The sequence below is a fragment of the Micromonospora sp. NPDC006431 genome, assembly GCF_042870725.1.
Classification (GTDB): domain Bacteria; phylum Actinomycetota; class Actinomycetes; order Mycobacteriales; family Micromonosporaceae; genus Micromonospora.
Window position 1 is genome coordinate 168,302 of the sequence record NZ_JBIAHQ010000005.1, and the last position, 22,603, is coordinate 190,904.

The following is a 22,603-nucleotide window of genomic DNA, read 5'->3' on the forward strand; positions in this document are numbered from 1 at the left end:
CGCAACTGGTCGAGCCCCAAGGTCGGGGACGACCCGGTGAGTCGTTCACGACATCAGCTCCACAGCGGCGCTCACCCGGGGCCGCCGCGCCGAACTCGCGGCGGACCCGGGTCGAAGGCACCGGGTCAGCCGACGTCCCAGACCGGCTCGGGGGTCTCCACCACCTCGCCGTCGCCGCGGAACAGCACGAACCGGTCGAAGGAGCGGGTGAACCACCGGTCGTGGGTCACCGCGATCACCGTCCCCTCGAACGCGGCCAACCCCGCTTCGAGCGCCTCGGCGGAGGCCAGGTCGAGGTTGTCGGTCGGCTCGTCGAGCAGCAGCAGGGTCGCGCCGGAGAGCTCCAGCAGCAGCACCAGGAAACGGGCCTGCTGGCCACCGGAGAGGGTGCCGAAACGCTGGTCGCCCTGCCCGGCCAGCTCGTACCGGGACAGCGCCGCCATCGCCGCGTGCCGGTCCATCCCGGCCCGGTGCTCGTCGCCCCGCCAGAGGATGTCGACCAGCGTCTTCTCGATCAGCTCCGGCCGGTCGTGGGTCTGCGAGAAGTGCCCGGGCCGGACCCGGGCGCCGAGGCGTACCACCCCGCCGTGGGCGACGGGGGCGAGCGCGGCCGCCCCGTCGACCGGCGCGTTGGCCGGGTCCGGGTCGCTCCCGCCGCGAGCCAGCAGGCGGAGGAAATGCGACTTGCCCGTCCCGTTCGCGCCCAGCACGGCGATCCGGTCGCCGTACCAGAGCTCCAGGTCGAAGGGGTAGGTCAGGCCGTCGAGCTCGAGCTGCTCGCAGACCACCGCCCGCTTGCCGGTCCGCCCGCCGGTCAGCCGCATCCGGATGTCCTGGTCCTTCGGGGGCACGGGCGGCGGCCCGGCCTCCTCGAACTTACGCAACCGGGTCTGCGCCGACTGGTAACGCGAGGCCATGTCGGAGTTGTACGCGGCCTTCTGCTTGTACATCAGCACCAGCTCGCGCAGCTTCTGGTGCTCCTCGTCCCAGCGCTTGCGCAGCTCGTCGAGGCGGGCGTGCCGGGCCACCCGCGCCTCGTGCCAGCTCGCGAAGCTGCCCGGATGCACCCAGGCGCTGCCACCTTCGACGGCGACCACCCTGTCGGCGGTCTGCGCCAGCAGCTCCCGGTCGTGCGAGACGTAGAGCACCGACTTGCCGGACTCGCGCAGCCGTGCCTCCAGCCACCGCTTGCCCGGCACGTCGAGGAAGTTGTCCGGCTCGTCGAGGAGGAGCACCTCGTCGGTGCCCCGGAGCAGCAGTTCGAGGGCGAAGCGCTTCTGCTGGCCGCCGGAGAGGGTCCGCACCGGGCGGTCCCGGGCGGCATCCCACGGCAGGTCGAGGACGATGGTGGTGACGGTGTCGAAGAGCACCTCGGCCTCGTACCCGCCGACCTCACCCCAGGCCGCGAGCGCGTCCGCGTACGCGAGCTGGGCCTTGCCGGCGGCGGTGCTGTACTTGCCGCGGACCTCGGCCGCCCGCATGGCCGCCTCGGTCTCGGCGAGCCGGCGGCCGGCGTCGCGCAGCGCCGGCGGGGCGAGCGCGAGGGCCAGGTCGGCGAGCGTCGAGTCGTCCCCGATCATGCCGATGAACTGCCGCATCACGCCGAGACCGCCGGAGCGGGCGATCGCACCGGTCTTCACCGGCAGGTCGCCGGCGACCATCCGGAGCAGGGTGGTCTTGCCGGCGCCGTTGGGCCCGACGAGGGCCAGCTTGGTGCCCTCACCGACCCGGAACGACACCTCGGCGAAGAGCTCCCGGCCGTCCGGGAGGAAGTGCCCGACCCCTGCCACGTCCACGTATCCCACGCGGGCATCCTGCCCGAGGGGGCGGCACGGGCGACACTCGATTATCGGGTGACCCGCAGCACCCGGTAGCCCTTCTGGCTGGCGTGCCGCTCGACCTGCCAGCCCTGCTCGACGAGCCAGCGGTGCAGCGAGTCGCCGCCGAGGTGCCGGGCGACGACCAGCCACGCCACCCCGTCCGGGGCGAGCCGGGGCAGCCAGCGGAGCAGCAGCTCGTGCAGTTCCGGCTTGCCGATGTGGATCGGAGGGTTGGACCAGATCTGGGCGAAGGAGACGTCGGCTGGTACCCCGTCCGGCGCGGCGACCCGGGCCCGATCGGCGGCCCCGACCCGGGCGGCGTTGGCGGCGGTGAGCTCACGCGCGCGCTGGTTGACGTCGACCGCCCAGACAGTGGCGGCCGGCGCGCTGGTGGCGAGTACGCAGGTGATCGGCCCGAATCCGCAGCCGAGGTCGAGCAGCGGGCCGGTGGTGGCGGCGGTGGGCAATTCGGCCTTGCGCAACAGGACCGCAGTGCCGGGGTCGAGCCGGTCGGCGGAGAAGACCCCGCCGGCCGAGGCGAGGGTGTAGTCGCGCCCGGCGACGGAGAACTCGACCTCGCGCGGCTGGGCGGCGGTCGTGGGTTCAGCGGTGAAGTAGTGGTCGCCGGTCACGTCCGGCATTGTCGCACCGGCCCCGGACGGCACCGCCGACGGTGTGGGCGAAGTAGATGCGACACCACTTCGCTTGATTTTCCCGATATTACCCCCGAAAGGGACAATAGGTCTTAGGGTAACGCACATGGTGTATCGGTACGAGTCCGATGAGGACGGCTCCCTGGAGTACCCGAGGCCCGGGTCGGAGCCGTCCGTACCCGCGGCACCTCCACCCGCGGGCCCCTCGCCGTCCCGCTTCCCCACTCCGTCGCTGCCCCCGCCGGTGCGGCGCACCCGACCGCCCGTCGACGTCAGCCCGGCCCCGGCCCCCACCCCGGCGCCGGCCCGGCAGGCGTCCGCTCCGGCCGCCGCCCGGGCCACCGGGCCGACGCCGCCGGCGGCGTCCACCACCGCACCGCATCAGGTGGCAGCGCCGCCGGCGTCCACCACCCCGGGCCGCCCCTCCGCGCCGGCCGAGAAGCCCCCGGTCACCCACACGGCCGACGAGCTGGACGTGGCCGAGCCCGCCAGGCCCATCCGCAGGCGCGGCGGCGGCCGGGCCTGGCAGGTGCTGATCGGCGGCGCCGCCGTGCTGGTGCTGCTCGCGCTCTGCGGCCTGGCCGTCGCCGCCCTGCTGCAGGAGCGGACCGGCAACCCGCAGGCCGGCCAGCAGACCGGGCAGCCCGTGGTGGAGCAGTCGGCCGCGGCCGACGGGAAGGACCTGGACTCCCGGGACACCGACCAGTCGGCGCTCACCGCCAAGGAGGTCTTCCCGGGCCGGCAGCTCGTGGTGGCCAGCGGCCAGCCGGCCTACCAGGTGCTCAAGTCGCAGTCCAGCGGCAGCTGCGCGGTCGCGGCGACCGGTGAGATCGCCGACCTGCTCGTCCGCCTCGGCTGCAACCAGGTGGTCCGGGCGACCCTCCGCTCCCCCGACGGGGACTACCTGATCACCGCCGGCCTGTTCAACCTGACCGACGTGGCCAGCGCCCAGCGGGCCCGGGACCGGATGCGGCAGCTGCTCGACGAACGGCAGGGCCGGCTGCAGGGCATGTCGGTCGACAACAGCACCGAGGCCGTGGCGAAGGCAGCCGCCCGGGTCGGCTGGCAGGTACGCGGGCACTACCTCGCCTACTGCCTGGTCACCCGCGCGGACGGGCAGCGGATCAGCTCCACCGACGCCAACGCGCGCGACATCCTGTACGACCTCATCGAGGTCCACCTGAACCGCGGCGTGCTGGAACGCCGGGCGAACGGCGGGGTGGCCAGCCAGCCCACCCAGCCGCAGACCGACGACAGCACCGGCCAGAACGCGACCGACCAGCGGAGCCCCCGCAACAACTGACCGGCGGCCCCCGGCGCCGGAAGGACGGTTCAGCCCTCGGCGGCCGGGACCCGGAGCCGGCGGGTGAGATCGGCGCGGCGGGCGTACTCGGCGGGGTCGTCCGGATAGCCGACGGCGACCAGGGTCAGCCCGTGCGCCGGGGCCACGGTCACCTCGCTGGACCGTTCCCGCCGGCTCAGCAGGCTGGCCGGCCACTCCACCGGCCGGCGGCCGTCCCCGGCGACCAGCATGGCGCCGACCAGGCTGCGCACCATCGCCTGGCAGAACGCGTCGGCCTGCACCGTGGCGACCAGGATCCCGTCCGGGTCGCGCCGCCAGTCCAGCCGGGTCACCTCGCGCAGCGTGGTGGCGTTCTCCTTGCGCCGGCAGTACGCGGCGAAGTCGTGCTCCCCCACCAGGCCGGCGGCGGCGGCGTTCAGCGCCGCCAGGTCCAGCGGCTTCGGCCAGGCGAGGGTGTCGGTGCGGCGCAACGGCTCGGCACCCCACGCAGCGTCGGTGACATGGTACTCGTAGCGGCGGAAGGTGGCCGAGAAGCGGGCGTCGAAGTCGCCCGGAACCTCGGTCATGGCGCGTACCCGCACGTCGGGCGGGAGCAGCCGGGCTAGGCGGCGCAGCAGGCCCCCCTCGTGCTGCCGCCACGCGGCGGTCGGCAGGTCGAGGTGGCAGACCTGCCCGGTGGCGTGCACGCCGGCGTCGGTGCGGCCGGCCACGGTCAACCCGGTCGCAGTGCCCGCGCCGAGGATCAGGTCCAGCGTCTCGACCAGCACCCCGGCGACGGTGCGCCGAGTGGGCTGGGCAGCCCAGCCGGAGAAGCCGGTGCCGTCGTACGAGACGTCCAGCCGCAGCCGGGTCCGCTCGTCCACCTCGTACCTCCCGTTGACGGCGTCGGGCCCGGCACCCCACGAAGGGATGCCGGGCCCGACGATCTGCCTCAGCTCAGGCCTTGTTCTCGTTGGCCTCGTCGCTGTCCTCGCGGGCGGCGGCGGTGTCACCGGAGACGTGCACCGGCGGCTCGGAGTCCTGGTCGGCCGGGGCCGACGCCGGGGTCTCCTCGGCCGGGGCCAGGGCCTCGACCTTGTCCTGCTGCGCGGCCTTGCGGGCGGCGGTCTTCTTGTTCGCCTTCGGCTCGGCGACCTGAAGCTCCTCCACCAGCTCGATGATCGCCATCGGAGCGGCGTCACCCTTGCGCGGGCCGGTCTTCACGATCCGGGTGTAGCCACCGTTGCGGTTGGCGTACCGGGGCGCGATCTGGTCGAACAGGGTGTAGACCACGTCCTTGTCCTTGACGACGGCCAGCACCCGCCGACGCGAGGCGAGGTCGCCCCGCTTGGCCTTGGTGATCAGCTGCTCGGCCAGCGGGCGCAGCCGCCGGGCCTTCGTCTCGGTGGTCTGGATCTTGCCGTGCTGGAACAGCGAGGTGGCCAGGTTGGCCAGCATCAGCCGCTCGTGCGCGGGGCTGCCGCCGAGGCGGGGGCCCTTGGTGGGCGTGGGCATTGTTGGTGCTCCTCAGATGTGGCGGCAGCCGGACTTAGAGCTGCTCGGTCTCGCGGTAGTCGTCGGTGTCGTAGTCGGCTTCGCCGAAGGCGTCCACGACGTGCGCCGGGTCGAAGTTCGGGGCGGAGTCCTTCAGCCCCAGGCCCATCCCGGCGAGCTTCATCTTGACCTCGTCGATCGACTTCTGACCGAAGTTCCGGATGTCGAGGAGGTCCGCCTCGGTACGCCCGATCAGCTCACCAACGGAGTTGATGCCCTCGCGCTTGAGGCAGTTGTAGGAGCGGACGGTGAGGTCCAGCTCCTCGATCGGCAGAGCCAGGTCCGCCGCCAGCTGGGCGTCCTGCGGGGACGGCCCGATGTCGATGCCCTCGGCGGTCTCGTCCAGCTCCCGGGCCAGCCCGAACAGCTCCACCAGCGTCGAGCCGGCCGAAGCCAGCGCGGTACGCGGGCCCATCGACGGCTTGGTCTCGACGTCGATGATCAGCCGGTCGAAGTCGGTCCGCTGCTCGACACGGGTCGCCTCGACGCGGTAGGTCACCTTGAGCACCGGCGAGTAGATCGAGTCGACCGGGATCCGGCCGATCTCCGCGCCCGTCTGCTTGTTCTGCGCCGCCGTGACGTAGCCCCGACCCCGCTCGACGGTCAGCTCCATGTCGAGCCGGCCCTTGCCGTTCAGGGTGGCGAGCTTCAGGTCCGGGTTGTGCACGGAGACACCGGCCGGGGGCTGGATGTCACCGGCGGTCACGTCGCCCGGGCCCTGCTTGCGCAGGTACATGCTGACCGGCTCGTCGTGCTCGGAGCTGACGCAGAGCTCCTTGATGTTCATGACGAGCTCGACCACGTCCTCCTTGACCCCGGGGATCGTGGTGAACTCGTGCAGCACGCCGTCGATCTTGATCGAGGTGACGGCCGCACCCGGGATGGACGACAGCAGCGTACGCCGCAGCGAGTTGCCCAGGGTGTAGCCGAAGCCCGGCTCCAGCGGCTCGATGGTGAACCGGGACCGGGTCTCGTTGATCGACTCCTCGGAGAGGGTCGGTCGCTGGCTGATGAGCATCTTTTCTCTTCTCTTCCGGGGCGCCCGCCATATGACGCCCACGACACAAACTGTTCCGGTGGCCCGTCCCCGAGGGGGCGGGCCACCGCAACGAGCCCTTACTTCGAGTAGAGCTCGACGATCAGCTGCTCCTGGACCTGGGTGTCGATCACCTGGCGGGCCGGGAGCGAGTGCACGAGGATCTTCAGCTGGCTCGGGATGGCCTCCAGCCACGCCGGAACGGTCCGCGAGCCGGCCTCACCCTGCGCCACCAGGAACGGGGTGAGCTCCTTGCTCTTCGCACGCACCTCGATGATGTCGTGCTCCTTGACCCGGTACGACGGGATGTCGACCTTCTTGCCGTTCACCGTGAAGTGACCGTGCTTGACCAGCTGACGGGCCATGTCCCGGGACTTGGCGTAGCCAGCCCGGTAGACCACGTTGTCCAGCCGCGACTCGAGGATCTGCAGGAGGACCTCACCGGTCTTGGCCTGCTTGCCCACGGCCTCCTCGTAGTAGCCGCGGAACTGCTTCTCCAGCACGCCGTAGACCCGGCGGGCCTTCTGCTTCTCACGGAGCTGGAGCAGGTACTCCGTCTCCTTGGTGCGGCCGCGGCCGTGCTGCCCGGGCGGGAACGGCCGGGACTCGAACGGGCACTTCGGACCATCGCACTTGCTGCCCTTGAGGAACAGCTTCATCTTCTCCCGCCGGCAACGGCGGCAGTCAGCACCGGTGTAACGAGCCATCTCTCTCTAACCTCTCAGACCCGGCGACGCTTCGGCGGACGGCATCCGTTGTGCGGCTGCGGGGTGACGTCGGAGATCTGACCGACCTCGAGGCCCACGGCCTGCAGCGAGCGGATGGCGGTCTCCCGGCCGGAGCCGGGGCCCTTGACGAACACGTCGACCTTGCGCATGCCGTGCTCCATGGCCCGACGCGCGGCGGCCTCGGCGGCCAGCTGCGCGGCGAACGGGGTCGACTTGCGCGAGCCCTTGAAGCCGACCTGGCCCGCGGAAGCCCAGGAGATGACCGCACCGGTCGGGTCCGTGATGGACACGATGGTGTTGTTGAAGGTGCTCTTGATGTGCGCCTGCCCGTGGGCGACGTTCTTGCGTTCCTTGCGCCGGACCTTCTTGACGGCGGCTCCGGCACGAGCCTTCGGTGGCATAAGTCTGTGCGCTCCTAGTTACTTCTTGCCGGGCTTCTTCTTGCCGGCGACGGTCCGCTTCGGGCCCTTCCGGGTCCGGGCGTTGGTCTTGGTCCGCTGGCCACGCACGGGCAGGCCCCGGCGGTGCCGGATGCCCTCGTAGCAGCCGATCTCGACCTTGCGGCGGATGTCAGCGGCGACCTCGCGGCGCAGGTCACCTTCAACCTTGTAGTTGCCCTCGATGTGATTACGGAGCTGGACCAGCTCCTCATCCGTGAGGTCCCGAGCGCGCTTGTCCGGCGAGATGCCGGTGGCGGCGAGCGTCTCCAGGGCGCGGGTACGGCCGACCCCGAAGATGTAGGTGAGCGCGATCTCCATCCGCTTCTCGCGGGGGAGGTCCACGCCGACTAGACGTGCCATGTGCGGGCGTACTCCTCGTGATGTTGTGGCGGAGGTGTGGACCCGTCCCACCCCGCTACCGGCCGTCCCTGTCCTTCCGGCGTCACGCGCCGGCGACCGGGATCGGTCGCTGCCCAAGCGGGCCCCGGCCTCCGACCGGGGGTCGACCACGAGGGGGTACGCGCTGCGTACCGCTCGCGGCTGGGACGAGCTGGTGATGTGTTTGTCGGAATCTGCCGCCCGGGCCTTTTCCGCCGCCGCTCGTCACGGTCGGCGGGAACGGCTCAGCCCTGGCGCTGCTTGTGGCGCGGGTCCTGGCAGATGACCATGACCCGGCCGTGCCGGCGGATCACCCGGCACTTGTTGCAGATCCTCTTGACGCTCGGCTTGACCTTCACGGTTGCCTTACTTCCCATCTGGCCCGGAGACGCGACGCTGCGCGACGCCGGACGTCGAAGACGGACACGGGGACTTCCCGGCCGTCGTCAGGCTTACTTGTAGCGGTAGACGATGCGCCCGCGGGTCAGGTCGTACGGCGAGAGTTCGACGACGACCCGGTCCTCCGGCAGGATGCGGATGTAGTGCTGCCGCATCTTGCCGCTGATGTGAGCCAGCACCTTGTGGCCGTTCGCGAGCTCCACGCGGAACATGGCGTTCGGCAGGGGCTCGATGACCCGACCCTCGATCTCGATGGCTCCGTCTTTTTTCGGCATGTCCTCCGCTGTCCTGACGTCGGTTGCTCCGGACGGCCCACAACGTCTTACACGGGTGAACTGATCAAGATCAGGAAACCCGCGCCAGCCGCGGCTCCGGCTCCCACCGAAGCGCTGGGTGGGCATGCCGGAGTGGACGCTGTGCGCCGATCAGAAAGTGTACGCCCGCCTGCGCGCCGCCGCCAAACCGGCCGCGCATCCGACCCCCGACGGAGGAAATCCATCAGGCCTCGGCGACGTGCTGTGGCGCTGGCCACAGCATGTCGGTCAGCGGCCCCGCCGCCGTTCCCGCCGGGCCTGGCGGCGCCGCTCGGTCGGGTGCGGCCCGCCGTCGGACACGCCCACGGTCCGCAACAGCAGGAGGGCGCCCCAAGGGCCGAGCACCCAGGCCGGCCAGTAGCCGGAGAAGTTGCCGGAGCCGATCGAGACGATCAGCCAGATCGGGATCAGCACGGCGGCCACCCGCAACCAGGGCGACCAGATCCCGAGCAGCCAGCCGGACGGGCGTCCCGCCACGGCGGCCACTCCCTCGCCCGCCGGCAGCGGGCCGGGCGGTGCGGCCGCCAGGGCGGATCGCTGCGCTGGCGCCGGACCCGGCAGGTCGGCCACGATCTCGGCCAGTTCGGCGTACGTCTTCGCGCCGTACGTCCGGCCCAACCGCTCGTCGTACTCGTGCAGGTCGAGCCGGCCCTCCTCCAGGGCCGCCCGGAGCCGTTCCGCTGTCGCCTGCCGGTCGGTGTCGGCCGCCCGCATCTCCCTCTCCCCGTCCATGAAGGCAAGCATGACAGCGCCGGACCACTTCGCCGTAACGCCCCTGACCGGACGACCGGCGCAGACGGACTGCGATCGGCCGAGAACGCTCAGTCGGCACGCTACGAAACCGGATGCCGCAAACGGATCGGATTGCCCGGCGACCGGCGTCACCCCGCCTGGGCAACCGCCAGCAGCCTGAGGTGTCGCCGGCGCCACCGCCCGGCCGCCGACTCGTTCACGACATCACGTGCGTAGCGAAGGCAGGGTCGGCGCGGCCGACACCCGGACCCGTCAGACCGCCGGCGAGTCGGCCGGCTGGCGGGCGGTGACCAGGTCGCCGAGCCGGGCCCGGCCGCCGTCCTCCGCGGTCAGCACCCACACACCGTCGTTCAGCAGGGCCATCGAGTGCTCGACGTGCGCCGCCACGGAGCCGTCCCGGGTGACCACCGTCCAGCCGTCGGCCTGCTCGACCGTACGCGGCGAGCCCATGGTGATCATCGGCTCGATCGCCAGCGCCATGCCGGGCACCAGCCGGGGCCCCTTGCCGGGGCGCCCGTGGTTCAGCACGTGCGGGTCCTGGTGCATCTCGGTACCGATGCCATGCCCGCCGTACCCGTCGACGATGCCGTAGCGGCCGGCCTTGCGGACCGCGTGCTCCACCGCGTGGGAAATGTCGGTGAGCCGGCCCTTCCCGCCGGCGGCGCCCTGGGCGGCGGCGGCGATCCCGGCCCACATCGCGTCCTCGGCCACGGCGGCCATCTTCAGCAGGGCCGGGTCGGCCTCACCGACGCCGACGGTGATCGCGGCGTCGCCGTGCCACCCGTTGAGCACCGCGCCGCAGTCGATCGAGATCAGGTCACCCTCGCGGAGCACCTGCTTGGACGACGGGATGGCGTGCACCACCTGCTCGTTGACCGAGGAGCAGATCGACGCCGGGTAGCCGTGGTAGCCCTTGAACGACGGAACGGCACCGGCCTCCCGGATGGTGGCCTCGGCGATCGCGTCCAGGTCGGCCGTGCTCACACCGGGGGCAACCGCCTCCCGCATCCGACGCAGCGCGCGGGCCACCACCAGACCGGCGGCCCGCATCATCTCGATCTGGTCGGGGGTCTTCAGCTGGATGTCCAGCTGGGGACGACGCATGGAGCCGTTACCTTTCGTTGCGCGGAACAGCGGGGCACGTCGCACGTACCCCGCTGTTCGCACTCTATCCGCCGGAAGCCGGCGGGACGTCAGCCGCCGTAGGAACGGAGGGCGTCGATGGCGCGGACGGTGACGTCCTCCACCGGCCCGGTCGCGTCGATACCGACGAGCTTGCCCTGAGCGCCGTAGTAGTCGACCAGCGGCGCGGTCTTCTCGGCGTACTCCCGGAGCCGGGCGGCGATGGTCTCCGGCTTGTCGTCGTCCCGCTGGAACAGCTCGGCGCCGCAGCGGTCGCAGATCCCCTCGCGGGTGGTGGCGTCGAACTCGACGTGCCAGATCTTGCCGCAGCCCCGGCAGGTACGCCGGCCGGAGAGCCGCCGGATCACCTCGTCGTCGTCCACGACCAGCTCCAGCACGAGGTCCAGCGCGGTGCCGAGGTCGGCGAGGAGCTTGTCCAGCGCGGCGGCCTGCGGGGTGGTACGGGGGAAGCCGTCGAGCAGGAAGCCCTCACTGGCGTCCGGCTCGGCGAGCCGGTCCCGCACCATGTTGATGGTGACCTCGTCCGGGACCAGCTTGCCGGCGTCCATGTATCGCTTGGCCTCGACGCCGAGCGGGGTGCCCTGGGAGACGTTCGCCCGGAAGATGTCCCCGGTCGAGATCTTCGGCACCGACAGGTGAGCGGCGATGAACTCCGCCTGTGTGCCCTTGCCCGCGCCCGGCGGGCCAACCAGAACGAGTCGCATCTACCGCAGGAACCCTTCGTAGTTCCGCTGCATGAGTTGGCTCTCGATCTGCTTCACGGTCTCCAGACCGACGCCGACCATGATGAGCACAGCGGTGCCGCCGAACGGGAAGTTCTGGAACTGCTGGTTGTCGAGCCAGATGAAGAAGAAGTTCGGCAGGATCGCGATGATGCCCAGGTAGAGCGCACCCGGCAGGGTGATCCGGCTGAGGATGAAGTCGAGGTACTCGGCGGTCGGCTTGCCGGGGCGGATGCCCGGCACGAAGCCGCCGTACTTCTTCATGTTGTCGGCGACCTCGGTCGGGTTGAACGTGATCGACACGTAGAAGTACGTGAAGAAGATGATCAGCAGGAAGTAGATCGCGATGTGCTCCGGCGCGCTCGCCTTCACGATGTGGTTCTGGATCCAGGCCTGGGTCTTGCCCGGGTTGGTCTGATCGAAGAACTGGAGCGCGAGCGTCGGCAGGTAGAGCAGCGACGAGGCGAAGATGACCGGGATGACGCCGGCCTGGTTCACCTTCAGCGGGATGTAGGTGGAGGTGCCGCCGTACATCCGCCGGCCGATCATGCGCTTGGCGTACTGCACCGGGATCCGGCGCTGGGCCTGCTCGATGAAGGTGACCGCGCAGATGACCACCAGCACCAGGGCGATGACGAGGAGGAACATCCCCCAGCCCTTGGTGGTCTTGATCTTCCAGCCCTCGCTGGGGAGCCGGGCGGCGATCGAGGTGAAGATCAGCACGGACATGCCGTTGCCGACGCCGCGGTCGGTGATCAGCTCGCCGAGCCACATCACCACACCGGTGCCGGCGGTCATGGTCATGACCAGGATGCCCAGGGTCAGCCAGTCCGGGATGCCGGTGTCCCGGGGGACGATCGGCCACTGGTCGCAGCGGTTCTGGAAGAGCTGCCCGGAGCGGGCCAGGGCCACGAACGCCGAGGACTGGAGGATGCCCAGACCCAGGGTCAGGTAGCGGGTGTACTGGGTGATCTTCGCCTGGCCGGCCTGGCCCTCCTTGCGGAGCTGCTCCAGCCGCGGGATGACCACGGTCAGCAGCTGCAGGATGATCGACGCGGTGATGTAGGGCATGATGCCCAGCGCGAAGACCGAGAGCTGCAGCAGCGCGCCACCGCTGAAGAGGTCCAGCAGGTTCAGCACGCCGGTGCCGCCGCCCTGGATGGCGTCGAGGCACTTCTGGACGTTGCCGTACGAGACACCGGGGCTGGGCAGAGTGGCGCCGAGCCGGTAGACCGCGATGATGCCTACTGTGAACAGCAGCTTCTTGCGCAGGTCAGGCGTACGGAACGCACTGAGAAAGGCGGACAGCAACTTCTTCCTCCTGCGCGACGCGGGCCGCCGGTCTGATTCCTGGCGGATCCGGGGTGGGTGCCGGGCGAGTGCCCGATATCCATAGCTGGGATGGGACTCTAACAGCCCGATCCCAGTCGGGGCAGATGCGCCCGGCTACATAAAACGAATCCGATGTTACCCGGCGCACATTCGCCAGGTAGACCATGGCGCCCGCCCAGTCACGCGGACCTGAGCGGGCGCCATGTGTCGTGCCTTACAGCTCGGTGACCGAGCCACCGGCAGCGGTGATCTTCTCCTTGGCCGACGCGCTGAACGCGTGCGCCGACACCTGGAGGGCCACACCGCCGAGGTCGCCGGTGCCGAGCACCTTGACCGGCTGGCCCTTGCGGACCGCGCCGGCCTCGACCATCTCGACCGGGCCGACCTGGCCGCCGTTCGGGAAGAGCTCGGCGAGCCGGTCCAGGTTGACCACCTGGAAGACGACCTTGAACTTGTTCTTGAAGCCCTTCATCTTCGGCAGGCGCATGTGGATGGGCATCTGCCCACCCTCGAACGCCGGCGAGATGTTCTTCCGGGCCTTCGAACCCTTGGTACCGCGGCCGGCGGTCTTGCCCTTGGAGCCCTCACCGCGACCCACCCGGGTCTTCTCGGTCTTGGCCCCCGGCGCCGGACGCAGGTGGTGGACCTTGATCGTCATTACTCGACCTCCTCGACCTTCACGAGGTGGTTGACCGTGAAGATCATGCCCCGGATCTCCGGCCGGTCCTCCTTGACCACCACGTCGTTGATCCGCTTGAGACCGAGCGAACGCAGCGAGTCACGCTGGTTCTTCTTGGTCCCGATCTCGGACCGGACCTGGGTGACCTTCAGGCGCGCCATCAGGAAGCCACCCCCGCCCGGGACGCCAGCATCGCGGCCGGCGCGACGTCCTCGACCGGCAGACCACGACGGGCCGCGACCGCCTCCGGCGACTCGAGCGCCTTCAGGGCCGCCACCGTGGCGTGCACGATGTTGATCGGGTTGGACGAGCCGAGGCTCTTGGAGAGCACGTCGTGGATGCCCGCGCACTCCAGCACGGCGCGCACCGGGCCGCCGGCGATGACGCCCGTACCGGCCGAGGCCGGCTTGAGCAGCACCACACCGGCCGCGTCCTCGCCCTGCACCGGGTGCGGGATCGAGGCGCCGATCCGCGGCACCTTGAAGAAGTGCTTCTTGGCCTCCTCGACACCCTTGGCGATCGCCGCGGGCACCTCCTTGGCCTTTCCGTAGCCCACGCCGACGGTGCCGTCGCCGTCGCCCACGATCACCAGGGCGGTGAAGCTGAAGCGACGACCACCCTTCACGACCTTGGCGACGCGGTTGATCGCGACGACCCGCTCAAGGTGCGGGGTCTTCTCGACGGGCGCGTTTCCGCGGCCGCCCTCACGGCGGTTGTCGCGGCGACCACCCTCGTTGCCACCGGACCCGCCGCCACGGCGCTGTTGACCTGGCATCAGCAGCCTTCCTTCTCTCTCGTGACGGGGTTTCTAGAACTCGAGCCCGGCTTCGCGGGCGGCGTCGGCAAGCGCGGCGACCCGCCCCGCGTACCGGTTGCCACCGCGGTCGAAGACGACCTTCGAGATGCCGGCGGCCTTGGCCCGCTCGGCGAGCAGGGCGCCGACCTTGCCGGCCAGGGCGCTCTTGTCGCCCTCGGCGCCGCGCAGCGAGGCGTCCAGGGTCGAAGCCGACGCCAGGGTGTGACCCTTGGTGTCGTCCACGATCTGGGCGACGATGTGCCGCAGGGAGCGGGTGACGACCAGGCGAGGACGCTCGGCGGTGCCGCTGATGTTCTTGCGGACCCGGAAGTGCCGACGCGCACGCCCGACGGCACGCTTGGCGGCGACGCCGCGGCGGCGCTTGAGCAGCGTGGCGCTCACTTCTTACCTGCCTTTCCAGCCTTGCGGCGGATGACCTCGCCCTGGTACTTGACGCCCTTGCCCTTGTAGGGCTCCGGCGGGCGGATCTTCCGGATGTTGGCGGCGATCTCACCGACCTGCTGCTTGTCGATGCCGGCCACGTGGAACAGCGTCGGCTTCTCCACCGTGAAGGTGATGCCCTCCGGCGCCGGCACCAGCACCGGGTGCGAGAACCCGAGCGCGAACTCGAGGTCCTTGCCCTTAGCGGTGACGCGGTAACCGGTGCCGGCGATCTCGAGGCTCTTGCGGTAGCCCTCGGTCACCCCGACGATCATGTTGGCGACCAGGGTACGGCTCAGGCCGTGCAGCTCCTTGGCCTTGCGCTCGTCGTTCGGCCGGTTGACGTGCAGCGCACCGTCCTCGCCCCGCTCCGCCGTGATCGGCTCGGCGAGGACGTGGCTCAGCTCGCCCTTCGGGCCCTTGACCTTGACGGTCTGGCCGTCGATCGTGATGTCGACGCCGGCTGGCACCGGGATCGACTTACGTCCAATACGCGACATTTCTACCTGTCTCCCGTTACCAGACGAAGGCGAGGACTTCCCCGCCAACGCTCCGCTTGCGGGCCTGCCGGTCGGTGAGCAGCCCCTGGGACGTCGAAATGATCGCCACGCCCAGCCCGCCGAGCACCCGCGGGAGCCCGTCCGACTTGGCGTAAACCCGCAGACCGGGCTTGGACACGCGCTTGATGCCGGCCAGGCTCCGCTCCCGGTTCTGGCCGTACTTCAGCTCGACGACCAGTCGCTTGCCGACGGCGCCCTCCTCGGGCTCCTCGACCAACCAGGTGGCGATGTAACCCTCGGCCTTGAGGACCTCGGCGATGTTCGCCTTGATCTTCGAGTAGGGCATCGTCACCCGGTCGTGGTACGCCTGGTTGGCGTTACGCAGACGCGTGAGCATGTCTGCGATCGGGTCGGTCATCGTCATGAAATTCGTCAACCTTTCTCGCCGCGGTTCCCCGGGCCAGGCCCGGGGCCTACGGCGAAGAGACAGTTCAGCTGACGCGCGAAGCGCGCCGGGCTAGTTACCAGGAAGCCTTGGACACGCCGGGCAGCTCACCGCGGTGGGCCATCTCCCGGATGCACACCCGGCAGAGACCGAACTTGCGGTAGACCGCCTTCGGACGCCCGCACCGCTGGCAGCGGGTGTACGCGCGAACCGAGAACTTCGGCTTCGCGGCCGCCTTGAGGATCAGCGCCTTCTTGGCCATCTCAGTTCTCCTTGAACGGGAAGCCCAGGAGCTTGAGCAGCGCCCGGCCCTCGTCGTCGGTCGTGGCGGTCGTGACCACCGTGATGTCCATGCCCCGCTGGCGATCGATCTTGTCCTGGTCGATCTCGTGGAACACCGACTGCTCGGTCAGACCGAACGTGTAGTTGCCGTGCCCGTCGAGCTTGCGCCCGTCGAGGCCACGGAAGTCGCGGATACGCGGCAGCGCGATGGACAGCAGCCGGTCCAGGAACTCCCACATCCGGTCGCCGCGCAGGGTCACCTTCGCGCCGATCGGCATGCCCTCGCGGAGCTTGAACTGCGCGATGGACTTGGTCGCCCGCCGCACCTGCGGCTTCTGGCCGGTGATGGTGGCCAGGTCGCGAACCGCGCCGTCGATCAGCTTGGCGTCTCGAGCGGCCTCGCCGACACCCATGTTGACGACGATCTTGACCAACCGCGGCACCTGCATGGGGTTGCCGTAGTTGTGCTGCTTCTGCAGCTCGGTCACGATCTCGTTGCGGTACCGCTCCTTGAGGCGCGGCATGGTCTTGGTTTCGGTAGCCGTGGTCATCACAGGTCCTTACCGGTGCTACGCGCGATGCGGACCTTCTGGCCGTTCTCGTCGATCCGGTAACCGACGCGGGTCGGCTTGCCGTCGGAGTCCAGGACCTGCACGTTCGAGACGTGGATCGGGGCCTCCTGGGTGACGATGCCACCGGTCTTGGCGCCACGCTGGGTGGTGCTGATGCGGGTGTGCTTCTTGACCCGGTTCACGCCCTCGACCAGGACCTTGTCCTGCCGCGGGTAGGCCGCGATGACCTTGCCCTTGGCACCCTTGTCCTTGCCGGCGATGACGACGACCGTGTCGCCCTTCTTGACCTTCACGGTCACAACACCTCCGGCGCGAGGGAAATGATCTTCATGAACCGCTTGTCCCGCAACTCCCGGCCCACCGGGCCGAAGATGCGGGTACCGCGCGGGTCCCCACCGTCCTTGATGATGACGGCGGCGTTCTCGTCGAAGCGGATGTACGAGCCGTCCGGCCGCCGCCTCTCCTTGGCGGTGCGAACGACGACGGCCTTGACGACGTCGCCCTTCTTCACACCGGCACCGGGGATCGCGTCCTTGACCGTGGCCACGATGACGTCGCCGATGCTCGCGTAGCGCCGACCGGAGCCACCGAGAACCCGGATGCACAGGATCTCCCGGGCACCCGTGTTGTCGGCGACGCGCAGTCGCGACTCCTGCTGAATCACGTCTATCTCCTATGTCTGCCGGTTCTCCGGCCGCCCAGAGGCGGCCGGAGCCTGGCGGAACCTGCGCCCGACCGTACGGCCGAGCTCGAGCCTTCGCTACTTGGCCTTCTCGAGGATCTCCACGAGCCGCCACCGCTTGGTGGCGGACAGCGGCCGGGTTTCCATGATCAGGACCCGGTCGCCGATCCCGGCGGAGTTCTGCTCGTCGTGGACCTTGAGCTTGCTGGTCCGGCGCATGATCTTGCCGTACAGCGCGTGCTTGACCCGGTCCTCGACCTCGACCACGACGGTCTTTTCCATCTTGTCGCTGACCACGAGGCCCTCACGCACCTTACGGCGGGCCCGCGCGGCGGCGGTGGTGGTGTTCTCACTCATGATGCAGTCACCTCAGTCGGCGCGGCCGAGAGACCCAGCTCACGCTCACGCATGATCGTGTAGATCCGGGCGATCTCCCGACGGATGACCTGCAGCCGCCGGTTGTTGTCCAGCTGCCCGGTTGCGGCCTGCACGCGGAGGTTGAACAGCTCCGCCTTCGCCTCACGCAGCTTCGTGACCAGCTCCTCCTCGGAGAGCTCACGCAGCTCGGAGGCCTTGACGCCCGCTGCCATCAGGATTCACCCACTTCGCGCGTAACAATGCGGCACTTCATCGGGAGCTTGTGGATCGCGCGACGCATCGCCTCTCGCGCGATCTGCTCGTTGGGGAAGGACATCTCGAAGAGGACCCGCCCCGGCTTGACGTTGGCGACCCACCACTCGGGCGAACCCTTACCGGAACCCATCCGGGTTTCCGCCGGCTTCTTGGTGAGGGCCTGGTCCGGGAAGATCGTGATCCAGACCTTGCCGCCACGCTTGATGTGCCGGGTCATCGCGATACGCGCCGACTCGATCTGGCGGTTGGTCACGTACGCCGGCTCGAGAGCCTGGATCCCGAACTCGCCGAACACCACCCGGTTACCACCCTTGGACGCGCCGTGGCGGTCCGGGTGGTGCGGCTTGCGGAAGCCCTTCGGGGGCTTGCGCGGCATCAGCATCTGTCAGCCCTCCTGCTGCGTTTCTGCCGGAGTCGACGCGGCCGCGGCGACAGCACCGCTGTCGATCGGCTCGCCGCTCGGCGTCTCGGCCTGCTGCGCGATGGTGGTCGCGGCAGCCCGGCCGGCCTCGGTGCCACCGGCGGTCGTGCCGGACGAACCCGACCGGCCACGGCGCGGCCGCTCGGGACGCTCGCCGCGCTCACGGCGCGGGCGGGACGGACCGGCCTCGGCCGGAGCCTCCCGGCCCGGGACGGCGTCGCCCTTGTAGATCCAGACCTTCACGCCGATCCGGCCGAAGGTGGTACGCGCCTCGAAGAAGCCGTACTCGATGTTGGCCCGCAGCGTGTGCAGCGGAACCCGGCCCTCGCGGTAGAACTCGGTCCGGCTCATCTCGGCGCCGCCGAGACGGCCCGAGACCTGCACCCGGATGCCCTTGCAGACCGGGTTCTTCATCGCGGACTGCATCGCCTTGCGCATGGCCCGACGGAAGCTGACCCGGCTGGACAGCTGCTCGGCGACGCCCTGGGCGACCAGCTGCGCGTCCGACTCGGGGCTCTTCACCTCGATGATGTTCAGCTGAACCTGCTTGCCGGTGAGCTTCTCCAGCTCGCCCCGGATCCGGTCGGCCTCCGCACCCTTACGGCCGATGACGATGCCCGGCCGGGCGGTGTGGATGTCGACGCGGACCCGGTCCCGGGTGCGCTCGATGTCGACCTTGGAGATGCCGGCGCGCTCCAGCCCCTTGGACATCATCCGGCGGATCTTGACGTCCTCGCCGATGTAGTCCTTGTAGAGCTTGTCCGCGAACCAGCGGGACTTCCAGTCGGTCGAGATGCCGAGCCGGAACCCGGTCGGGTGAACCTTCTGACCCATTACTCGGCACCCTCCGTCGTGCTCTGCCCCTCGGCGGCCTCGGCCTGCTTGGCCGGAGCGGCCTTCTTCGCCGACTTCTTCGGCGCGGCCGGCGCCACCGCCTCAACCGCCACCGTGATGTGGCAGGTGCGCTTGCGGATCCGGTACGCCCGGCCCTGCGCCCGCGGCCGGAACCGCTTCATGGTCGGGCCCTCGTCGACGAACGCCTCGCTGACGAGCAGCGCATCGGGGTCCAGCCGCTCGTTGTTCTCCGCGTTGGCGATCGCGCTCGCGAGCACCTTGTACACCTGCTCGCTCGCAGCCTGCGGCGCGAACTGCAGCACCGTGAGCGCCTCCTTCGCGGGCAGGCCGCGGACGAGGTTGACCACCCGGCGCGCCTTCATCGGCGAGATGCGCACGTGCCGCGCAACCGCCCGCGCGCCCGGAAGCACCGGAGCGTCGCCCTTTCCTGGCATCGCTGTAACCCCTTGTTCCTCTATCCGTATGCCCGCGGCGTCAGCGCCGGCGGCTCTTCCGGTCGTCCTTCTCGTGACCCTTGAACGTGCGGGTCAGCGCGAACTCGCCGAGCTTGTGCCCGACCATGGCCTCGGTCACGAACACCGGGACGTGCTTGCGTCCGTCGTGCACGGCGATCGTGTGCCCGAGCATCTCGGGGATGATCGTCGAGCGCCGCGACCAGGTCTTGATGACGTTCTTCGAACCCTTGTCGTTCTGCGTCTCCACCTTCTTGAGCAGGTGGTCGTCGACGAACGGGCCCTTCTTCAGGCTGCGAGGCATCTGTCAGCTCTCCTGTTAGCCGCGCTTGCGGGTGGCGTAGCGGCGGCGGACGATCAGCCGGTCGCTCGGCTGGCCCTTACGACGGGTGCGGCCCTCGGGCTTACCCTGCGGGTTGACCGGGTGGCGACCACCGGAGGTCTTACCCTCACCACCACCGTGCGGGTGGTCGACCGGGTTCATCGCGACACCACGGACGGTCGGGCGCTTGCCCTTCCACCGCATCCGGCCGGCCTTACCCCAGTTGATGTTCGACTGGTCGGCGTTGCCGATCTCGCCGATGCTGGCGCGGCAGCGCACGTCGACCCGCCGGATCTCACCGGACGGCATGCGGAGGGTCGCGTACGCGCCCTCACGGCCGAGCAGCTGGATGCCGACGCCGGCCGAGCGGGCCAGCTTGGCGCCACCGCCCGGACGCAGCTCCACGTTGTGAATCGTGGTACCGACCGGGATGTTGCGCAGCGGCAGGTTGTTGCCCGGCTTGATGTCGGCGCTCGGGCCCGACTCCACCGCGTCGCCCTGCTTCAGGTCCTTCGGCGCGATGATGTAGCGCTTCTCGCCGTCGGCGTAGTGCAGCAGCGCGATCCGCGCGGTGCGGTTCGGGTCGTACTCGATGTGCGCGACCTTCGCCGGCACGCCGTCCTTGTCGACCCGCTTGAAGTCGATCAGACGGTACTGGCGCTTGTGGCCGCCACCGTGGTGCCGCGTGGTGATCCGGCCGTGGGCGTTGCGACCGCCCTTCTTCGGCAACGGAGCCAGCAGCGACTTCTCGGGCGTCGACCGGGTGATCTCGGCGAAGTCGGCGACACTCGAGCCACGCCGGCCCGGCGTCGTCGGCTTGTACTTGCGGATAGCCATTGTCTACACCCCTCAGCTGACCGGGCCGCCGAAGGCCTCGATACGGTCACCGTCAGCCAGCTTCACGATCGCCCGCTTGGTGGCCTTGCGCTGACCGAAGCCGGTCTTGGTGCGCTTGCGCTTGCCCTCACGGTTGAGCGTGTTGACCGTCAGGACGCGGACGTTGAAGATCTGCTGGATAGCGATCTTGATCTCGGTCTTGTTCGCGTCCGGGTGCACCAGGAAGGTGTACCAGTTGCGGTTCAGCTCGCTGTAGCTCTTCTCCGAGACGACCGGCGCAACGATGATGTCGCGCGGATCGGCGATCGTGCTCACTTGCCACCCTCCTCGGTGGTCTCGGCGGGAACGCCCAGGAACTCGTCCAGGGCCTCCTTGGTGAACACCACGTCGTCGGCGACCAGCACGTCGTACGTGTTGAGCTGGCCGGCCTCGATCAGGTGCACCCGCGGCTCGTTGCGCAGCGACACCCAGTTCAGCTCGTCGGTGCTGCTCAGCACGACCAGGACGCGACGGGCGTCGGTCAGCTTCGCGAGCGTGGCCAGCGCGGCCTTGGTCGACGGCTTCTCGCCCGAGACGAACGCCTCGACGACGTGCACCTGGCCGGCGCGGGCCCGGTCGGAGAGGGCGCCACGCAGGGCGGCAGCCTTCATCTTCTTCGGGGTGCGCTGGCTGTAGTCGCGCGGCACCGGGCCGTGGACCACGCCACCGCCGGCGAACTGCGGCGCGCGGGTCGAGCCCTGGCGGGCACGACCGGTGCCCTTCTGCTTGTACGGCTTCCTGCCTCCACCAGAGACCTCGCCGCGGGTCTTGGCCTTGTGCGTGCCCTGCCGGGCCGCCGCGAGCTGAGCCACCACGACCTGGTGCATCAGCGCGATGTTGGCCTGGGCGTCGAAGATGTCGGCCGGCAGCTCGACGGAGCCGCTCTTGGTGCCTTCGACGCTGAGGACGTCAACGGTGGTCACTTGGCCGCACCGCCCTTCTTCGCCTTGCTCTTGGCCGCGGTACGGACCAGGACCAGCGCGCCCTTGGGGCCGGGGATGGCGCCACGGACGAGCAGGAGGTTGTTCTCAGTGTCGACCGCCTGGACGGTCAGGTTCTGGACGGTGTAGCGCACGCCACCCATCCGACCCGCCATCCGGGTGCCCTTGAAGACGCGACCCGGGGTCGCGCACGCGCCGATGGAGCCCGGCGAGCGGTGCTTGCGCTCGACACCGTGGCTGGCGCGCAGACCGTGGAAGCCGTGCCGCTTCATCGGGCCGGCGTAGCCCTTGCCCTTGGTCTTGCCGGTGACGTCGATGGCGACGCCGGCCGGGAACTCCTCGACCGTGACCTCCTGGCCCGGCGAGTAGTCCGCGGCGTCGACGGTGCGCAGCTCGACGATGTGCCGACGCGGCGCGACGTCCGCCTTGGCGTAGTGCCCGGCGATCGGCTTCTTGACCTTGCGCGGGTCGATGGCCCCGTACGCCAGCTGGACCGCGGAGTAGCCGTCCTTGTCGGCGCTACGAACCTGGCTCACGACGCACGGGCCGGCCTGAACCACGGTCACCGGGACAACGCGGTTGTTGTCCCAGACCTGGGTCATGCCGAGCTTGGCGCCCAGGATCCCCTTGACTTGCCTGTCCATTTGTCCGGTCCCTACAGCTTGATCTCGATGTCGACGCCAGCCGGCAGGTCGAGGCGCATGAGCGAGTCGACCGTCTTCGGGGTCGGGTCGATGATGTCGATCAGCCGCTTGTGCGTGCGCATCTCGAAGTGCTCGCGCGAGTCCTTGTACTTGTGCGGCGAGCGGATAACGCAGAAACGGTTGATCTCCGTGGGCAGCGGCACCGGGCCAGCGACCTGCGCCCCGGTACGCGTCACCGTCTCGACGATCTTCCGAGCCGAGGAGTCGACGACCTCGTGGTCATAGGCCTTGAGCCGGATGCGGATCTTCTGTCCCGCCATGGTGGCTTCTGTTCCTTCTCTCGATGCCGCTGTGTTGCGGGCGCCTGTACCGGCTGGCACAGGCCCACTTCCGCCGACCCCCGCGGTCGGGCGTGTCGCGCCCGTGGGCCGGGCTCCGCCCCGGGACTCCGGAGCGGTTCTCCGACCACGCGGTGGGTCATGACGCCGATCGCGTTACCGCGACCTGG

At 69.8% G+C, this 22,603-nt stretch carries 36 protein-coding genes; 1 reads left to right on the top strand and 35 read right to left on the bottom strand.

Features of this window, described 5'->3' with window-relative positions:
- Window positions 1–125: 125 nt before the first annotated feature.
- Together ACFYM6_RS12300 and ACFYM6_RS12305 are read right to left on the bottom strand one after the other, a co-directional pair.
- Window positions 126–1,805, bottom strand: coding sequence for an ATP-binding cassette domain-containing protein (locus tag ACFYM6_RS12300; RefSeq protein WP_387274837.1), 1,680 nt, complete (start codon window positions 1,803–1,805; stop codon window positions 126–128).
- A 41-nt stretch (window positions 1,806–1,846) separates the two neighbouring features.
- Window positions 1,847–2,452, bottom strand: a complete 606-nt coding sequence (locus ACFYM6_RS12305) for a class I SAM-dependent methyltransferase (RefSeq protein ID WP_387274839.1) — start codon at window positions 2,450–2,452, stop codon at window positions 1,847–1,849.
- Between the two features lie 127 nt (window positions 2,453–2,579).
- On the opposite strand from ACFYM6_RS12305, the gene ACFYM6_RS12310 reads away from it, so the two are divergent.
- The gene (locus ACFYM6_RS12310; protein WP_387274840.1) at window positions 2,580–3,776 is read left to right on the top strand and encodes a hypothetical protein; all 1,197 of its coding nucleotides are present in this window, start codon (window positions 2,580–2,582) and stop codon (window positions 3,774–3,776) included.
- Between the two features lie 29 nt (window positions 3,777–3,805).
- On the opposite strand, the gene truA is transcribed toward ACFYM6_RS12310, so the two are convergent.
- The 33 genes from truA to rpsJ form a co-directional block, all read right to left on the bottom strand.
- Window positions 3,806–4,639 (bottom strand): tRNA pseudouridine(38-40) synthase TruA, encoded by an 834-nt coding sequence (gene truA, locus ACFYM6_RS12315; protein ID WP_387274842.1) that lies wholly within the window; start codon window positions 4,637–4,639, stop codon window positions 3,806–3,808.
- A gap of 73 nt (window positions 4,640–4,712) precedes the next feature.
- Window positions 4,713–5,270 (bottom strand): 50S ribosomal protein L17, encoded by a 558-nt coding sequence (gene rplQ, locus ACFYM6_RS12320; RefSeq protein WP_357438184.1) that lies wholly within the window; start codon window positions 5,268–5,270, stop codon window positions 4,713–4,715.
- Window positions 5,271–5,304: 34 nt separating this feature from the next.
- Complete coding sequence (locus ACFYM6_RS12325; RefSeq protein ID WP_387274843.1) at window positions 5,305–6,327, bottom strand: DNA-directed RNA polymerase subunit alpha; 1,023 nt, start codon at window positions 6,325–6,327, stop codon at window positions 5,305–5,307.
- 98 nt (window positions 6,328–6,425) lie between these two features.
- A complete protein-coding gene (rpsD, locus tag ACFYM6_RS12330) occupies window positions 6,426–7,052 on the bottom strand; it encodes a 30S ribosomal protein S4 (protein ID WP_302771526.1) in 627 nt (208 codons plus the stop codon).
- A 14-nt stretch (window positions 7,053–7,066) separates the two neighbouring features.
- On the bottom strand, window positions 7,067–7,474 hold the full coding sequence (rpsK, locus tag ACFYM6_RS12335) for a 30S ribosomal protein S11 (protein ID WP_007073011.1): 408 nt from the start codon (window positions 7,472–7,474) through the stop codon (window positions 7,067–7,069).
- Between the two features lie 18 nt (window positions 7,475–7,492).
- Window positions 7,493–7,873 (bottom strand): 30S ribosomal protein S13, encoded by a 381-nt coding sequence (gene rpsM, locus ACFYM6_RS12340; RefSeq protein ID WP_073834916.1) that lies wholly within the window; start codon window positions 7,871–7,873, stop codon window positions 7,493–7,495.
- Window positions 7,874–8,136: 263 nt separating this feature from the next.
- On the bottom strand, window positions 8,137–8,250 hold the full coding sequence (rpmJ, locus tag ACFYM6_RS12345) for a 50S ribosomal protein L36 (protein WP_073834917.1): 114 nt from the start codon (window positions 8,248–8,250) through the stop codon (window positions 8,137–8,139).
- A gap of 93 nt (window positions 8,251–8,343) precedes the next feature.
- Entirely contained in the window at window positions 8,344–8,565 is a 222-nt protein-coding gene (infA, locus tag ACFYM6_RS12350; RefSeq protein ID WP_007073013.1) for a translation initiation factor IF-1, read from the bottom strand.
- Between the two features lie 267 nt (window positions 8,566–8,832).
- Window positions 8,833–9,336, bottom strand: a complete 504-nt coding sequence (locus ACFYM6_RS12355; RefSeq protein WP_387274845.1) for a DUF1707 domain-containing protein — start codon at window positions 9,334–9,336, stop codon at window positions 8,833–8,835.
- Window positions 9,337–9,609: 273 nt separating this feature from the next.
- Window positions 9,610–10,461, bottom strand: coding sequence for a type I methionyl aminopeptidase (gene map, locus ACFYM6_RS12360; protein ID WP_387274847.1), 852 nt, complete (start codon window positions 10,459–10,461; stop codon window positions 9,610–9,612).
- 89 nt (window positions 10,462–10,550) lie between these two features.
- On the bottom strand, window positions 10,551–11,204 hold the full coding sequence (locus ACFYM6_RS12365; RefSeq protein ID WP_073834919.1) for an adenylate kinase: 654 nt from the start codon (window positions 11,202–11,204) through the stop codon (window positions 10,551–10,553).
- Window positions 11,205–12,533, bottom strand: a complete 1,329-nt coding sequence (gene secY / locus ACFYM6_RS12370) for a preprotein translocase subunit SecY (RefSeq protein WP_073834920.1) — start codon at window positions 12,531–12,533, stop codon at window positions 11,205–11,207.
- A gap of 235 nt (window positions 12,534–12,768) precedes the next feature.
- Window positions 12,769–13,212, bottom strand: coding sequence for a 50S ribosomal protein L15 (gene rplO / locus ACFYM6_RS12375; RefSeq protein WP_387274850.1), 444 nt, complete (start codon window positions 13,210–13,212; stop codon window positions 12,769–12,771).
- Entirely contained in the window at window positions 13,212–13,394 is a 183-nt protein-coding gene (rpmD, locus tag ACFYM6_RS12380; RefSeq protein WP_013473693.1) for a 50S ribosomal protein L30, read from the bottom strand. Before rpmD ends, rplO begins: the two co-directional genes overlap by 1 nt.
- Window positions 13,394–14,008 carry a 30S ribosomal protein S5 gene (rpsE, locus tag ACFYM6_RS12385; RefSeq protein WP_073834922.1) on the bottom strand — a complete coding sequence of 205 codons (615 nt, stop codon included), beginning with the start codon at window positions 14,006–14,008 and terminating at the stop codon, window positions 13,394–13,396. Before rpsE ends, rpmD begins: the two co-directional genes overlap by 1 nt.
- A gap of 33 nt (window positions 14,009–14,041) precedes the next feature.
- Complete coding sequence (rplR, locus tag ACFYM6_RS12390) at window positions 14,042–14,431, bottom strand: 50S ribosomal protein L18 (protein WP_073834923.1); 390 nt, start codon at window positions 14,429–14,431, stop codon at window positions 14,042–14,044.
- Window positions 14,428–14,970 carry a 50S ribosomal protein L6 gene (gene rplF, locus ACFYM6_RS12395; RefSeq protein WP_387274851.1) on the bottom strand — a complete coding sequence of 181 codons (543 nt, stop codon included), beginning with the start codon at window positions 14,968–14,970 and terminating at the stop codon, window positions 14,428–14,430. Before rplF ends, rplR begins: the two co-directional genes overlap by 4 nt.
- Before the next feature lie 16 nt (window positions 14,971–14,986).
- Window positions 14,987–15,394, bottom strand: coding sequence for a 30S ribosomal protein S8 (gene rpsH, locus ACFYM6_RS12400; RefSeq protein ID WP_067301438.1), 408 nt, complete (start codon window positions 15,392–15,394; stop codon window positions 14,987–14,989).
- 97 nt (window positions 15,395–15,491) lie between these two features.
- Window positions 15,492–15,677 (bottom strand): type Z 30S ribosomal protein S14, encoded by a 186-nt coding sequence (locus ACFYM6_RS12405; RefSeq protein WP_007073023.1) that lies wholly within the window; start codon window positions 15,675–15,677, stop codon window positions 15,492–15,494.
- Between the two features lies 1 nt (window position 15,678).
- Window positions 15,679–16,248 (bottom strand): 50S ribosomal protein L5, encoded by a 570-nt coding sequence (rplE, locus tag ACFYM6_RS12410; RefSeq protein WP_387274853.1) that lies wholly within the window; start codon window positions 16,246–16,248, stop codon window positions 15,679–15,681.
- Window positions 16,248–16,568, bottom strand: a complete 321-nt coding sequence (gene rplX / locus ACFYM6_RS12415) for a 50S ribosomal protein L24 (RefSeq protein WP_172896341.1) — start codon at window positions 16,566–16,568, stop codon at window positions 16,248–16,250. The genes rplE and rplX overlap by 1 nt, the downstream gene beginning before the upstream one ends.
- Window positions 16,565–16,933, bottom strand: a complete 369-nt coding sequence (gene rplN, locus ACFYM6_RS12420; protein WP_007465279.1) for a 50S ribosomal protein L14 — start codon at window positions 16,931–16,933, stop codon at window positions 16,565–16,567. The genes rplX and rplN overlap by 4 nt, the downstream gene beginning before the upstream one ends.
- 96 nt (window positions 16,934–17,029) lie before the next feature.
- Window positions 17,030–17,308 (bottom strand): 30S ribosomal protein S17, encoded by a 279-nt coding sequence (gene rpsQ, locus ACFYM6_RS12425; RefSeq protein WP_073834926.1) that lies wholly within the window; start codon window positions 17,306–17,308, stop codon window positions 17,030–17,032.
- Window positions 17,305–17,541, bottom strand: coding sequence for a 50S ribosomal protein L29 (rpmC, locus tag ACFYM6_RS12430; protein ID WP_007073028.1), 237 nt, complete (start codon window positions 17,539–17,541; stop codon window positions 17,305–17,307). Before rpmC ends, rpsQ begins: the two co-directional genes overlap by 4 nt.
- Complete coding sequence (rplP, locus tag ACFYM6_RS12435) at window positions 17,541–17,966, bottom strand: 50S ribosomal protein L16 (protein WP_073834927.1); 426 nt, start codon at window positions 17,964–17,966, stop codon at window positions 17,541–17,543. The genes rpmC and rplP overlap by 1 nt, the downstream gene beginning before the upstream one ends.
- A 3-nt stretch (window positions 17,967–17,969) precedes the next feature.
- On the bottom strand, window positions 17,970–18,839 hold the full coding sequence (gene rpsC, locus ACFYM6_RS12440; RefSeq protein WP_148793473.1) for a 30S ribosomal protein S3: 870 nt from the start codon (window positions 18,837–18,839) through the stop codon (window positions 17,970–17,972).
- Window positions 18,839–19,294 (bottom strand): 50S ribosomal protein L22, encoded by a 456-nt coding sequence (gene rplV / locus ACFYM6_RS12445; RefSeq protein WP_073834929.1) that lies wholly within the window; start codon window positions 19,292–19,294, stop codon window positions 18,839–18,841. Before rplV ends, rpsC begins: the two co-directional genes overlap by 1 nt.
- Window positions 19,295–19,334: 40 nt before the next feature.
- Window positions 19,335–19,616 carry a 30S ribosomal protein S19 gene (gene rpsS / locus ACFYM6_RS12450; RefSeq protein ID WP_007073032.1) on the bottom strand — a complete coding sequence of 94 codons (282 nt, stop codon included), beginning with the start codon at window positions 19,614–19,616 and terminating at the stop codon, window positions 19,335–19,337.
- A gap of 15 nt (window positions 19,617–19,631) precedes the next feature.
- Window positions 19,632–20,471, bottom strand: a complete 840-nt coding sequence (gene rplB / locus ACFYM6_RS12455) for a 50S ribosomal protein L2 (RefSeq protein WP_148793471.1) — start codon at window positions 20,469–20,471, stop codon at window positions 19,632–19,634.
- Window positions 20,472–20,483: 12 nt separating this feature from the next.
- Window positions 20,484–20,786: a 50S ribosomal protein L23 gene (gene rplW, locus ACFYM6_RS12460; protein ID WP_073834931.1), complete on the bottom strand. Its 303-nt coding sequence runs from the start codon at window positions 20,784–20,786 to the stop codon at window positions 20,484–20,486.
- Window positions 20,783–21,433, bottom strand: a complete 651-nt coding sequence (gene rplD / locus ACFYM6_RS12465; protein ID WP_387274857.1) for a 50S ribosomal protein L4 — start codon at window positions 21,431–21,433, stop codon at window positions 20,783–20,785. The genes rplW and rplD overlap by 4 nt, the downstream gene beginning before the upstream one ends.
- Window positions 21,430–22,095: a 50S ribosomal protein L3 gene (gene rplC / locus ACFYM6_RS12470; RefSeq protein WP_387274859.1), complete on the bottom strand. Its 666-nt coding sequence runs from the start codon at window positions 22,093–22,095 to the stop codon at window positions 21,430–21,432. The genes rplD and rplC overlap by 4 nt, the downstream gene beginning before the upstream one ends.
- Before the next feature lie 11 nt (window positions 22,096–22,106).
- A complete protein-coding gene (rpsJ, locus tag ACFYM6_RS12475; protein ID WP_007073037.1) occupies window positions 22,107–22,415 on the bottom strand; it encodes a 30S ribosomal protein S10 in 309 nt (102 codons plus the stop codon).
- Window positions 22,416–22,603 lie beyond the last annotated feature (188 nt).

What these genes read in the sequence shown, in the direction of transcription:
- ACFYM6_RS12310 (WP_387274840.1), top strand. Translation starts at nt 2,580, where the DNA reads ATGGTGTATCGGTACGAGTCCGATGAGGACGGCTCCCTGGAGTACCCG.
- rplQ (WP_357438184.1), bottom strand. Translation starts at nt 5,270, where the DNA reads ATGCCCACGCCCACCAAGGGCCCCCGCCTCGGCGGCAGCCCCGCGCAC.
- ACFYM6_RS12325 (WP_387274843.1), bottom strand. Translation starts at nt 6,327, where the DNA reads ATGCTCATCAGCCAGCGACCGACCCTCTCCGAGGAGTCGATCAACGAG.
- rpsD (WP_302771526.1), bottom strand. Translation starts at nt 7,052, where the DNA reads ATGGCTCGTTACACCGGTGCTGACTGCCGCCGTTGCCGGCGGGAGAAG.
- rpsK (WP_007073011.1), bottom strand. Translation starts at nt 7,474, where the DNA reads ATGCCACCGAAGGCTCGTGCCGGAGCCGCCGTCAAGAAGGTCCGGCGC.
- rpsM (WP_073834916.1), bottom strand. Translation starts at nt 7,873, where the DNA reads ATGGCACGTCTAGTCGGCGTGGACCTCCCCCGCGAGAAGCGGATGGAG.
- infA (WP_007073013.1), bottom strand. Translation starts at nt 8,565, where the DNA reads ATGCCGAAAAAAGACGGAGCCATCGAGATCGAGGGTCGGGTCATCGAG.
- ACFYM6_RS12355 (WP_387274845.1), bottom strand. Translation starts at nt 9,336, where the DNA reads ATGGACGGGGAGAGGGAGATGCGGGCGGCCGACACCGACCGGCAGGCG.
- map (WP_387274847.1), bottom strand. Translation starts at nt 10,461, where the DNA reads ATGCGTCGTCCCCAGCTGGACATCCAGCTGAAGACCCCCGACCAGATC.
- ACFYM6_RS12365 (WP_073834919.1), bottom strand. Translation starts at nt 11,204, where the DNA reads ATGCGACTCGTTCTGGTTGGCCCGCCGGGCGCGGGCAAGGGCACACAG.
- rplO (WP_387274850.1), bottom strand. Translation starts at nt 13,212, where the DNA reads ATGACGATCAAGGTCCACCACCTGCGTCCGGCGCCGGGGGCCAAGACC.
- rpmD (WP_013473693.1), bottom strand. Translation starts at nt 13,394, where the DNA reads ATGGCGCGCCTGAAGGTCACCCAGGTCCGGTCCGAGATCGGGACCAAG.
- rpsE (WP_073834922.1), bottom strand. Translation starts at nt 14,008, where the DNA reads ATGCCAGGTCAACAGCGCCGTGGCGGCGGGTCCGGTGGCAACGAGGGT.
- rplF (WP_387274851.1), bottom strand. Translation starts at nt 14,970, where the DNA reads ATGTCGCGTATTGGACGTAAGTCGATCCCGGTGCCAGCCGGCGTCGAC.
- rpsH (WP_067301438.1), bottom strand. Translation starts at nt 15,394, where the DNA reads ATGACGATGACCGACCCGATCGCAGACATGCTCACGCGTCTGCGTAAC.
- ACFYM6_RS12405 (WP_007073023.1), bottom strand. Translation starts at nt 15,677, where the DNA reads ATGGCCAAGAAGGCGCTGATCCTCAAGGCGGCCGCGAAGCCGAAGTTC.
- rplE (WP_387274853.1), bottom strand. Translation starts at nt 16,248, where the DNA reads ATGACCACGGCTACCGAAACCAAGACCATGCCGCGCCTCAAGGAGCGG.
- rpsQ (WP_073834926.1), bottom strand. Translation starts at nt 17,308, where the DNA reads ATGAGTGAGAACACCACCACCGCCGCCGCGCGGGCCCGCCGTAAGGTG.
- rpmC (WP_007073028.1), bottom strand. Translation starts at nt 17,541, where the DNA reads ATGGCAGCGGGCGTCAAGGCCTCCGAGCTGCGTGAGCTCTCCGAGGAG.
- rplP (WP_073834927.1), bottom strand. Translation starts at nt 17,966, where the DNA reads ATGCTGATGCCGCGCAAGCCCCCGAAGGGCTTCCGCAAGCCGCACCAC.
- rpsC (WP_148793473.1), bottom strand. Translation starts at nt 18,839, where the DNA reads ATGGGTCAGAAGGTTCACCCGACCGGGTTCCGGCTCGGCATCTCGACC.
- rplV (WP_073834929.1), bottom strand. Translation starts at nt 19,294, where the DNA reads ATGCCAGGAAAGGGCGACGCTCCGGTGCTTCCGGGCGCGCGGGCGGTT.
- rpsS (WP_007073032.1), bottom strand. Translation starts at nt 19,616, where the DNA reads ATGCCTCGCAGCCTGAAGAAGGGCCCGTTCGTCGACGACCACCTGCTC.
- rplB (WP_148793471.1), bottom strand. Translation starts at nt 20,471, where the DNA reads ATGGCTATCCGCAAGTACAAGCCGACGACGCCGGGCCGGCGTGGCTCG.
- rplC (WP_387274859.1), bottom strand. Translation starts at nt 22,095, where the DNA reads ATGGACAGGCAAGTCAAGGGGATCCTGGGCGCCAAGCTCGGCATGACC.
- rpsJ (WP_007073037.1), bottom strand. Translation starts at nt 22,415, where the DNA reads ATGGCGGGACAGAAGATCCGCATCCGGCTCAAGGCCTATGACCACGAG.